This is a genomic window from Streptomyces sp. NPDC059080, from assembly GCF_042739975.1.
Taxonomy (GTDB): Bacteria; Actinomycetota; Actinomycetes; order Streptomycetales; family Streptomycetaceae; genus Streptomyces; species Streptomyces benahoarensis.
Map to the genome: position 1 here is coordinate 36,294 of NZ_JBHYGX010000001.1, position 13,019 is coordinate 49,312.

Genomic DNA, 13,019 nt, shown 5'->3' on the forward strand with positions numbered 1-13,019 from the left:
ATGGCCCTCATGCCCAGCCAGGAGGTCATCAACGTCCTCAACGCGTTGGGCATGCAATGGCCGCAGGCCAACGAGGACCAGCTGCGCGAGGCCGCGGACTACTACCGCCGGACGGGCGGGGACTTCGACCAGATCCAGGAAGAGTTCGTCAAGGTCTCCCAGGACATCAACGAGGGCTTCAGCGGCGCGACCGCCGAGTCGTTCCTGAACCTGGTCAACCGGATGTGCGCCGGGGAGAACCCGTACCTCGCCATGGTCGCGGCGCAGGCCGGACAGCTCGCGGAGAATGCTGACAAGACGGCCACCGACGTCGAGCACACCAAGTGGTCGGTCATCGGGCAGATCATCGCCATGATCGCGCAGATGGCGATCACGGCTTTCCTGAGCTGGTTCTTCGGCCCCGCCGTGATGCTCGGCATGAGCTTCGAGTACGCGATGGTCCGGGAGTTCGTCCTCCAGCTCCTGACCGCACTGGCGAAGTCCGTCCTGCTCCAGACGGCCATCGGCGCCGGCGTCGGCTTCCTCACCGACTTCACCATTCAGGAAGTCCAGATCGGCCAGCACCACCGCGACAGCCTGGACACGGATCTGCTCAAGCAGAGCGTCGTCGCCGGGGCGATAGGCGGCGCCATCGCCGCCCCCTTCGACCTGATCGGCCTCGGCATCGGCAAGGCGATCGGCAACGCCATCGGCAAGGGCACGAAGGGCGCGCTCACCTCCGAGCTGACCCATCTGGTCGGCGGCGAGGCGGCCAACAAGTTCGGCAAGGGCCTGCTGGGGGCGGGCTCCAAGGTGGCGCCCGGCATCGAGAAGGGCGCGGCGACGGCCGGCAAGGGCGCGGCGGCCACGGAGCACGGCCTGACCGGCCCGATGCTCGACAAGCTCACCAGCGGAGAGCGGGGCGCGCTCGCCAAGGACCTCGGCTCCCTGCTGAGCAACACCCAGGCGCAGTTCAGCCACGGGTTCGGTAAGGGCTTCAAGCCCGGTGAGGGCTTCGTCGGTGGGAAGGGCACCGTCGCCCAGGCGTTCACCGACAAGACCGAGGCGCTCTTCGAGAAGCACCTGGGCGGCAAGCTGTTCCCCGAGGGCGCGGCCGGGCACGTCGGCCAGGCCGGGAAGCTCGGCCGGGACTGGGGCGAAGCGCTCGTCACCCACTGGGAGAAGGGCGTCGGCAGCGAAGCCTTCCAGAACGGCCTCCAGGACGCCGTCAAGCCGTACGCCAAGGAGCTGGGCGCAGGCGGCGCGCAGCTCTTCGCCAAGGACGTCCCCGAGGCGCTGAACAACGCGCTCCGCGACCACCTGCACGGCAACTTCCTCTACAAGGCCGCGGGGTTCGGTACGGGCGTGACGCTGGACGGCGTCAACAACATGCTCTCCGACGGCGTCGTCACGTACATCTACGAGGGCAAGTTCGAGCTGAAGCCGCAGGCGTTCGTGGGCGGCGCGGTCCTCGGCGCGGCGGGACGCGGGCTGGGCGAGTACGTCATGCCGGCCGCGCAGCACGCCATCGGCGCCGGGTGGGACAAGCTGACGGGCGGCGGGGGAGGGCTGCCCTCGGGGACCACACCCAACGACACCTCGGGCGCCTGGAGCGGGTCGGACGACACCAAGCCGCTGCCGGCGGATGGTGTCTCGACGATCAGCACCACCGACACGGCCTCGACGTCGGGCAGCGGTGGCTCGGAGGAGGGCCAGGGCGGCTCCGGCTCCGCGGCGGTCCCCCCGTCGGCCGGTGCGTACCAGGTGCCCACCGAGAGCACCGAGCACCTGTCGGGGGCCGGCGGGCAGCAGACCGGCACCGGTCCGGCGAACGTATCCGTCGCCCCCGCCCAGGCGCCGCAGCCCCAGCTCCACACCGGCGACGCGCCCCGCAACCCCCGGGTCATGGACCTGGGCAATCAGCGGTCCGCGCCGCCCGCAGGCTCGGGTGGGCAGCCTCCCTCGGGCACACCGGGGACCACCCCGCAGCAGACCGGTGCCAAGGAGTCCGGGGCCGGTGGCTCGCGCGCGGGGCAGCCGGACGTCAAGCCGCCGGTCGCCTCCGCCACGGAGTCCACGTCGAAGACGTCGGTCACGTCGGCCACGTCCGACACCGCGGCCACGTCCGACACCTCCACCACCTCCACCACCTCCACCACGTCGACCACGTCCGACACCTCGACGACGACACCGGCCTCGGCCACGGAGCCGACGACGGTCACGGGGGCGACGGAGTCCGTCACCACCGCGTCCACGGAGCACACGCCCACCGGTGGGCAGGCCACGGAGCAGCACACCGGAGCCACGCACAGCACGCCGCCGCCCGGCGCCCCGCCGGCCGGCTTCCGGACCGAGAGCGGTACGGGAGGCAGCGAGGAGACGCCGCAGGCCACCGCGGAGCACCCCGGCACCTCCCCGCAGACGCCGCCGGTCACGGACACCCACGGGGCCCACTCCACCACGGGCCCGCACACCGCCACGGACGGCACGCACTCCGCCGCGGGCACCCCCGATCACCGCTCCGGGCCGTCGGCCGGCGACCTGGTCGACGCGCTGGAGCGGGCGCGCGACGGCTCCGGCGGCACGGGCGACGACGGGCAACTGCGTCCGATGACCCGCAGCGAACGTCAGGAGTGGGCCGAACTCCAGGTGCTGGAGGCCGCCCGGAACCTCAGGCCGCCGTACCGCCTCGACGAGGCGGCGATCCATGCCGAGTCCGAGGCGTACCTGACGGAGCTGCACGAGGCACTCGCCGGGCGGTTCCAGGTGTCGGCGGACGGGGGCGGCCACCTGGCGCCGCCGCCCTCCCACGTGCACGACGGGCCCGTCGAGGACGCGTCGGGACACAGTGGACAGGACGACGAGGGGACGCCCGTCACCCCGTCGGCCGGAGGCGGGCACGCCCCGTCGTCGCCCCCCGCCTGGGCCGCCCCCAAGGACTTCGACGCCCGCACGCAGCGGGCCGAGAAGACGTACAACCTCATGACGGCGCAGCGCCAGGCCGAACTCGCCCAGGCGCAGCGGGAAGCCGCCCGTGAGCAGCGCTTCGAGGACGGCTTCGACGCGTGGGCCGGGCAGCTGCTCGGCGAGGACGCCTCCCGCCCGCCCGGCGAGCAGCAGGTCCACGATCTCCTCGACTGGCACGAGCGGTCGCAGTACGGCGGCGCCGGGGAGCAGAAGGCGCTCGGCGACTGGGCCCGGCACCGGCTGGTGGACTCCGAGGAGCTCAACAGCCGGATCCTGTCGCGCGTGTACGAGGCGGAACAGCGCCGCGTCCGGCACCGCATCGCCGACGGCGGCCCCGACCACCTCGACACCCCGGAGGGACTGCGCGCCCATCTCGACCGGCAGTGGGTGACCGAGCACGCCCTGGAGCAGGCCGGCCGCTGGGCCGACGACGCCTTCGAGAAGTGGCGCGGCAGCCTCTCGCCGGAGCGGCGGGCGCAGCTGGACCTGCTCGAACCCGAGACCGTACGCCCGAAGGGTGCGGAGAGCGGCCAGGACGAGCCGCCGCAGCGCCGTACGCGGGGGGAACGCGCCCGTGACGAGGCCAAGCTGGCGTTCGAGCACCGGGCCCGCACCCTCGTCGCGGAGCAGTTCGGCCGGGAGCGGCTGACGGCGTCCCCGCAGCGCCTCGTCGACGCCGTCACGCTGGCGATGGACACCGAACTCTTCGGCCTGCACGACGTGTTCGGGCAGGCCCGGGCCGACCGGGCGCTCGCCCTCGACGCGGTCGACCGGCAGGCCCGCGCCGCTCTCGCCGACCTCAACGCCACCCGCCCGGAGCTGGAGAAGCTCTTCGGCGAGACGCTCCGGGACGCCACGCACCACGACGAGGCGCAGCACCGCTTCACCACGACGGTGAACGCGAGCGCCGTACGCGGCTACGGCACGACGGACGGCCGCGACGCGACGGCAGGAACGGTCGCCCCGTCGGAGAATCCGGACTCGCGGATCTCCGAGGGAGGCCGGGAGCGGCTGCGGCAGCAGTGGCTGGAGACCTACCGGCAAGACCGGCTCGACATCTTCGGCGACCCCGGCAGCGCCCGGCGCCACGGCGATCAGAACGAGCGGGAACAGCAGTGGCGGGACCGCCGCGCCGCCCGGGAGCAGGAGCTGCCGGACCTGGTCAAGCTCCAGATGGCCAAGGAGACGGCGGCGAAGGACGTCGTCGAGGCCGTGAAGGAGGCGGCGACCGGCACCTGGAAGCGGGCCCTGGAGGCGCTGAGCCCGGAGTTCCGGGAGCAGTTCCAGCTCGACCTGCGGGAGGCCGACGGGGCGGCGCAGCGCACCGCGATCCTCGCCCTCGGCAGCGAACTGCACCAGCGGCTGAACGCCTGGGCGCACGACCCGCACCGCGACCCCGACGGCGCGGACCAGCTGATCAGCGAGATGACCCGCCCCGAGGCGGTAGACCACCGGCTGGCGCTCTCCCTCGCGCGGAACGTGGCGGAGAACGCCGCCCGCCAGGAAGCCGCCCACCTGGCCCAGGTCCGGATGCCGGCCGCGCCGCGCGACGCCGTGGACCGCTTCGTCAACGAGCACGCCGACCGCGTCACGGCACAGTTCGACGCGCTGTTCCCCACCAAGAGCGAGCCGGTCGGCCAGGGCGGGGACGGGAGCGGCGACGTGTCCGTCCCGGACGGGAACGCACGGACGGAGGAGGCGGCGTCCCAGTCCGAGCAGTCTGCCCAGACCGAGCAGACTGCCCAGACCGAGCAGTCTGCACAGACCGAGCAGACTGCGCCTGGAGAGCAGTCCGAGCAGTCCGAGCAGTCCGAGCAGTCCGAGCAGTCCGGGCAGGCCGCGACGTCCGCGACCTCGTCCGAAACGCTGGCCACTTGGGAGGACGGCCTGGAGAGCCTGCGGGGCGAACTCCCGTACCGCTTCGGCTTCGAGCTGGGCGCCACCGCCGGGATGGACGGCTGGCTGAAGGACCTCCACGACTCCGCCGCCGGTCATGGCATCGGCAAGGACGACCTGGAGCGCCTCGAAGCCCGCGAGGAGTGGTTCACCACATACCAGGGGCTGTGGGGCCCCGACGATCTCAACGCCGAACACTGGCTCCGGCACCAGCGGGAGCACGGTACGGACCACGCCCCGGCGGCGGGCGACCGGACGGCCACTGGGCTCGGCGAGGGGGCCCTCGTCCGGCAGGGTGCTCACCACACCGACGAGCCGGCGGCGCCCGGCGACCGCACCTCCGTCCAGACCGAGTACGACGTCATGAAGCAGCGGCTCGACGCACTGCGGCAGACCGGCGGGCCGAAGGACGACGAGACGACCACCGCCGCCTCCGAGAACGTGCCCGCGCGCACCCTCTCCGAGGAACTGGACGCACGGCTGACGCAGTTCGCGGAGACCTCCGGCGCGAAGCAGGAGGACCAGCTGGGGGCGGTCAAGGGGGTGGGGGAGAAGTCTGTCCCGAAGCAGGTGGTGGGGGAGGAAGATGACACGAACCTGATTCCCTCCCACAGGGAGTCCGTGGCCGGATTGGCGACGGAGTCGCCGCTGAGCCGGCTCATCAGCCATCTCCACGACATTCAGACGAGGTTGTCCTCCGCCGAGGCACCGGTCGGGAAGTCCGACGCGAGTCTGCACTCCGAACTGTCCGAGGTGAGCACGGAGCTGCGGCAGGCGCTGACGACGGAGGAGAAGAGCCTGCTGGCGGGCTCGGCTTCGGTACTCCTGAGGAAGTCCGAGTTCTCGTATGCCCAGGAAAGCAAGCAAGGGGCCGAGGGCAAGTGGAGTCGGGTGCCGGAGCGGGGAAGGGCTGGTTCCTCGCGGGAGAATTCCTGGGAGAAGTTCCTGCGGGGGACCACTCCAGGTGAGGGGGTCACGGAGCGCCGGACAGTGCCGGAGGAAGCGGCTGCGGAGTCTTTCAAGGTGCATTTCAGCGCGGAGGAAGGTATCCGCGGACCGGCTGCCAGCAACATGGTTTACCAGGCCGGCTTCCGCTTGGCGCATCTGGCCATGGAAGCAAGGCAACGGGGAAAGGGCGCGAAGCTCCCCGTTGCCGAGATCTCCATCTTCGGCGACGGACCCCTGGCAAAGGCCGGTTCCGAAGGCGAGATGCACAGCGATAAGACGCTCGCCCAGACAATTGCTGGTGGCCTGGAGAAGGCCATCGATGAGGTGCTCGGGAGCAACGGCCAGGAAGGTGCCGCTTCATCTGTCAAGCGTGGCCTCACCATCGTTCAGATGGAAACGCCGCCATCCAAGGGAGAGTTCCGCGCCGAGATCTCCTTGCGTGCGTTCCGCGAGAACGATGGCTTCCTTAATTCGAATCATGAGCTGTGGTTGAAGACGGAGCGGACGGGCGAGTACGAGCAGGTAAAGTATCACCAAATTGATCACCGGAAGGTGACGTTCAGCGGTGAACTCCCTCACTACAGGGGCCGGATCTTTGCTCCCCCGGAGGAGGTCAGCGGGCTGAGCTGGACTTACTCGGGTCTCGATCTCAGCGGTCGCCGCTTCGTGCATCTCGCGGCGGATTCCGAGGGGGATGTAAAGGGGTCGAAGGATGTTCTGATGTGGGGCACGGTGCCGTGGAAGCCGTCGCGCCCCCTCTGGGTGGGTATTGCGCATGGACGTCCCGGCTGGAACTACCTGTCGACGACGCAGAACGGCGTAACTGTCGAATATCTGGGCACCGGTGATGATTATGCTCAGCTAGTCGGGCGCCGGAATAGTCTTGCGGACCTGGAGCAGATGGCATCCCTGCCGCCGCAGTTGCTTCTGATCATGTGCGGGGTAGGGGCTGACGTCCTGCACGGGACTGTCTTTGCGCAGGAAACTGCGGACGAGATCGGTCTGGAAGTGGTGGCGCCCACCACATTCATCAAGCAGATTCCGGAGCCCCAAGACTTCGAGGGGGCTTCCCTCGCGCTGGACGCAGAAGAGAGTACGGGAAAACCCGGCGAGCTCAAGGTGTTCCGGCCGCAGTTCTGGGAGAAGGCCGCACACCCGAAATTCCCGCGGCTCAGGAAGGACTTCGCCCAGCTGTCGAAATTGCTGGGCGGCGGCGTTCGGGAAGGCTCTGGCGGGTATGCGCCGGTGTGGCCGCAGGCGGGGCGTGATGCCCGGAGGGCCGCATCCTCCGACTGGTGGGGGCAGGTCGAGGAAACCGGGAGGGAGCTGCGCCGCCGACTGAAAAAGTATCTCCTCGCCGAACAGCTGGAGTACACGAAGATTAAGTGGGACGATAACCTCCCGGCCGCCAGGCGCGCCTCCACGAAGCCTGCCATGCGGCGTACCCGTGATCTGGCGGAGTGGGCCAGCGGGCAGCTTCATGACCTCGACGGGATGCTCGAATCCCTTCCCCGGGATCTCAGGGATGAAATCGGTTCTTCGCGGGTCGACTATCTCGCGAAGAAAATGCGGGCGGCGGCTAAGCGGATTGACAAGAGGATCCAGGACGAGTGGGACAAAACACTGGGAGATTCTCTTACGGACGCTCGTTCCTCTGCGGATCTGCGGAAATCCCTCGGCGAGGTGGGCGCTGACCTGAGCGCCCACCTGGAGGTGTTGGAGCTCGCTCAGTCGTCCGAGGGAGACTCTCTCCACGACGGCAGCGAGGCGCCCTTGGACGACTCCGGCAGCATCGTGGACCCCACCCTGGGCACCGAAAGCGACTTGGATTTCTACCTGAATTCCCTCCTGGGTACGGGCGGGCAGCCGTCGGGGCCCGCGCGGTGGGGCGCCGGCACCGGAGAGCCGCCGAATGATCTGCCCAGTACCCACCGGACCGAGCCTCCGTCCACGGACGCACCCCCCTCCGCAGCGAGTGGTTCCGGCGCGGTGGAGCACGTGCCCCGCTCCGCCGTCCGGGAGACCGAGCGCTTCCAGCTGGCCGCCGGCCCGCACTTCGACAACGCTCTGGTGGCGGTCGCGGTGACCGAGGAAAGCCTGCGGCTCGCATCTCTCCACGGTGCCGACACGCACCTCCACGGTGCCAACGCGTACCTGGTGGCAAAGGTCCCGGGCAGCGATTCCCCCGTGGAACTGCACGCCGTCAACCTCGACGGTACGGTCGTCTGGTTCGACCCCCTGGACGCCCACTTCAGCGCCGTCGAACCGCTCCCGCTCCTTCAGGCCAAGGGCGTCGAAGACATCGCCGTCGTCACCCTCGACGTCAACGGCGACGTGCTTGCGCCGTCGACAGAGCTGAGGAATCTCGGACCGGTCGGTTTCCCGGAGCTGTTGCCGCGGCTCTCTCCGGAAGAACTGAAGAGCCGTGCCGGTCTTCTGCCGGGCTCGCCATCCGACCTCCCCACGGGCCAACTGCACGGTACCCAGGCAAAGCTGCCCTCCTCGGGTGGACCGGCGCCAGAGCCCGACGCGAGTCCGCAGTCCATCCTCCGCGAGCCGGGCGCCCTCACCGAGGAGGACCGGCGGCGGAAGGTCAGCTTCGCGTCCGTGGAGGAGCAGTCGGCGGGTTCCGCACCGCAGAACCCGCAGCCGTCGCCGGACGCCGTACAGCAGCAGGCCGCTTCCTCGTCGGACGCCGTACAGCGGCAGACCCGGCCCCCGTCGGAGGCCGCGGGCTACACCGTGACCTTCGGCGGCAAGCACCTGGCGGGCCCCGGCGCGGAGTCCTACCTGCTCGACGAAGCCGCACCCGGCGGCCCCGGCTTCGCCAAGGCGCTGGCCTACGCGCTGGCACCGGTGCCCCCGGCCCGCTACCGGGCCCCGGGCGGCATCGGGCGGGTGGACGCGCTGGCCGAGATGCTGTCCGTAGCCCTCTCGGGTCCGCTGATCGACAAGGTGGAACTGCCCCGTCGACTCCTCACCGACGAAGAGTTGACCGCGGCGGGGATCGTCCTCGACGACACGGCCCGCGCCGCCTTCGACGCCGCGGGCCGCACACCCGACGCCCTCAAGAGCCTCCACCCCGACCAGTACCGGGCCCTGGCCCGGCAGGCGGTACTGAGCGACCACTGGGACGCCGAGCTGGCGAAGGTGGCCGCCGAGGCCGCCGCCCAGGAGCTGGACCTGCGCGTCACCGTCGTCTCCGAGGACGGCACCCCCCAGAGCGTGGGTGACACCTGGGCCACCGAAGTGGTCATCCGCTACGCGGACGGGAAGTTCCAGGGGGCGTCGCTGCCCTCGGACCGCCGCATCGAGCAGGTGATCCGGCGGCTGGAGGACGAGCGCGCCCGGCTCTTCAAGGAGCACGGCCGCACCGTCCCGGACACCGGCGACCGCATGTGGTACCCCGTCCCGGAGAGCGCCGGGACCGCCGCCCAGGCGGCCGGGACGCCCGAGCCCACCGGCACCACCAAGACGACCGGGACCACTGAGCAGAGCGACAGCACCGGCACCACCAAGACGACCGGGACCCCTGAGCAGAGCGACCGCACCGGCACCACCGACCCCGCCAAGACCTCCCCTTCCGAGAAGCCGCGCGCGCTGACCGCCGACGAGACCAGGGAGTGGCTGGAGCACCAGACCTCGGCGGAGAAGTACAGCGAGTACTCCCTCCTCCTGGAGGAGACCGACCGGCCGAAGCAGAGCCTGACCTACGACGACTGGCGGCGTGAGATCGTCGGGCGCCGCATGAACTACCTGCGCACCCTGCAGCGCGAGGTGGTGTTCGCGCCGAGGGACGAGGACGGCGCTCCGCCGAAGTCGGTACAGGACAGCGAGCTGGCCCCGCTGGAGATCGCGGTTCTCGACCACGACCGGCCCGTCCTCATCGAACATCCGCGCCCCGGTCCCTGGCCGGTCCGTCAGGGCGGCAAGGGCGGCGAGGACAACAAGGATGTCTTCGAGGGCGGCACCAGCCTGGAGCGGCACGTCTCGTCCGCCGGCGGCACGGCGATCACCTTGCGCGAGGCCGACAAGGTCGCCCGGCAGCTGGTCAACGGCCTGACGGACATCGGCTCCAAGGAGCGTGACCGTCTGCAGAAGGAACTGCTCAGCGTCATGCAGACCCGGCCGCACGCCCTGCTCGGGCACCCGGGCGGGGCGGACGCGAACAGCCTGACCTCGCTCGGTGGTGGTGTGCTCCTGCCGTACCGGAGCGCGGACGGCACCACCAAGGTCTTCGCGGTCAGCGCCGCCAACCACGGCTCGTACACCCGCTACGCGGACCTGGACACCGTCAAGGTCAAGAGCGGCACCGCCACCAGCAACAAGGGCGCCACCGTCGCCGTTCAGCCGTCCGCCCCGCAGTTCGGTGTGAACTCCGGTATGGCGCCGGGCACCGGGGTCGGTGCCATGGCCAACGTCGCGCTCTCCTTCGGCATCAACCAGACCACCCTCAGCACCACCCACTCCGTCACCACGTCCGGCAAGCACGGCACCGGCAACAGCGGCGGCTCGCACACCTACGTCAACGACGTGGACTTCGAGGCCCGGTCGTACGAGCTGGAAAACGGCGAGCTGAAGCCCATCGGCCGCGACCCGGTGAAGCTCTCCGTCGGGAGCGGCTTCGCATGGCGGGTGCCGGACGCCCAGACGGCGAAGGCACCTCGATCCGCGCCCGGGTTCCCGGACAGCTTCCCGCTGGGCGAAAAGGACTTCCCGGCCCTGGCGGCAGCCGACCACCTCGTCCTGCCGAAGGGCCTGCTCGACTGGGCCCTGAAGACCGCGCACGTGCACGCCCAGCTGACCGGGGAGATGCCGGCGCTGCGGGAGATCCTCCATCACTTCTCCACCCAGACGCTGCAGGAGAAGCTGATGTCCAGCCTCGGCGGCGGACGGCAGGAAGTGCTGGTCCACAACGCCGAGAACCGGGTCATCGGCCGCTTCGAGTACCACATCAAGGTCGCGGAGGAGACGCCTCTGGAGCTGGAGAAGACGGTCTCGGACAGTGAGCTGAAGGTCCAGAAGAGCACGGCGTTCGGCTCCGACCTGACCCACTCGTCCACCACGCAGGTCACGGCGGCCCTCACCGTCGGCCCGTCCGAGAACTCCGTGGTGCGGGGGCAGGCCGCCGGCACCGCCCAGGTGGGCACCGGGAAGACGTCCGCACTGACCCGGTCGGACAAGGCGCAGAACCAGTACGGGCTGACGGACAAGTCCGTGCACGGCCTCTACAAGGCCACGCTGTCGATGTCCGTCGACTTCACACCGGGCTACGTGCTGGCCGGCGCTTCGACCCCGAAGGAGCTCCGTCACCGGGGAGACCTGCTCCACCACGCTCTCGACGGTCAGGCGCTGTTGCGCCTGTCCCGGCAGGACGCCCGGATGATGGCCGGCTGGGACCCCGGACTGCGGATCGTTCCCCGTGACTCGTCCGCACTGGGCAACGGCGGGACGGGGAACCATCCGAACCTGGCCGGAACCGACGTCCACACCGCTCCGCAGCTGCCCCGTGGTTTCTCGATGGACACCACGCCCCGCCTGTCGGCGCTGGACACCACCGTCTACCGCAACGCCAGGGTCCGGACCCTGCCGCCCCCCCTCCGCCGCGCGCATAACAGCGTCCCTCTCCTGGACGCCCACCAGATCCGGAAAGTCAAGCAACGGTTGAGGGGGGAGCGGCGGGCGACCTACAGCGGCGATTCCCCCACGCCCCCGCGGACGGAGGCCGGGAGCGGCAGCTCCACGGACCGGCGGGCGCTGTCGGACCGCGTTCTGCAGAGCACCACCGAGGCGCTGCTGCACCACAAGGACCCGGAGGTCCGGGCGCTGGTCCACAAGAAGCGGACCACCGTCAGGAAGATGCGGCAGACCGCCTCGTCCGGTTTCCAGCTGGTGGCCTTCCGCATGAAGAAGGCCCTGGTACCGGACGCCACCGAGCCGAGCTACCCGACCCCCGGCTTCAACGTGCGCAAGCTGATGCGCAACCAGGAGCGGATTCTCTGGAACTCCTCCCCGACGCGGTTGGAGAGCATCCCCGACCGGCTCTTCACCGGCGGTCCCTACCAGCTCGACGGCAAGGTGGTCGACGGAGCGGGCGGCGACACCTTCGTCCTCAGCCGCACGCTGCACGGGCGCCGTTTCGAACTCCGGGTGACGAGGAAGGTGGAGCTGTCCGAGGGCCGCTACGTCGGCTATCTGCCGACCGTCTCCACCGGCGGCAGCCTGTCGGGCTCCCGCGGCTACTCCACGAGCACCGAATCCCAGCAGAGCTTCCAGGTGGGGTTCGGCGCCGATGTCGGCGTCAAGCCCGTCACGGGCACCAACCTGGTCATGACGGGTGGCACCGCCACCTACGCCCACTCCCAGCTCCGCAAGAGCGAGAGCGGCTGGGAGATGGGCACGGAGCTGGGTCTGTCGCCGGCCCAGGGGTCCGAGGTCTACACCTACAAGGCCACGATGACCGTCAAGGCCGAGCATCACGCCACGTCACGCTGGGCGCTGGCGATGCTCGTGGGGTCCCTCCTCGACATTCCTCCGCACCAGGTGGACCTGAGTAACCGGCAGGACGGCAACCTCATCGTCGAGGCGGAGGTGGACGTCTACCATCCGCGCGCGCTGACGCCCGCCCACACGCGCTCCGTGGAGCGGGTGCCCGAGCCGCCGCAGTCCCCGCCGGCCGCCGAGAACGTGCTGACGGGCCACAGCGCCCCCACGCCGCCCCCGCCGACGGGGCGGACGGTCACCACACTGCCGCCGGACCGGGTGAAGGACCGGCTCACCGCGCCCCGGCAGCACCACCCGCTGGAGTCCGTCGCCACGATGGCCGCCCGGCCACTCGTGCACTCCGAGGACCTCCTGACCGTCCTGCGCGGCGTGCTCGGCGAACTGTCCCCCCAGCTGAAGCGGAAGCTGGCGATCCCCGGCAGCCAGGAATCCCAGCAACTGGTCAAGCAGTTCGCGCACAGCATCCAGGTCGTCGAGGACAACGGGATGTACTTCCGCGGCCGGTTCTTCCGGCAGCGGGCACAGACCGAACTGCGGGTGGTGCCCCGCGACGCGTACGTCATCGACGTCCTCGACTCCGGGCTGGACTTCAAGCACGGCGTCCCCACCGCGCTGAGCGTCGGCAGCGGCACCTCGGTCACCAAGACGGTCAACGTCCAGGCGCAGCTGACCGGCGGCACCGCCTTCCAGGCCGGCGTGCCGGGCAGCACCCAGGTCTCCCAGAA

1 protein-coding gene (only partly in view) is annotated in these 13,019 nt (G+C 70.4%); it reads left to right on the forward strand.

Annotated elements, in window-relative coordinates:
• Nucleotides 1–13,019, forward strand: partial view of a hypothetical protein gene (locus ACFWWQ_RS00165; protein WP_384587529.1) — the beginning only. 31,597 nt of this gene lie beyond the right edge of the window; the window shows 13,019 of its 44,616 coding nt (coding positions 1–13,019); it begins with the start codon at nt 1–3; its stop codon lies off the right edge, out of view.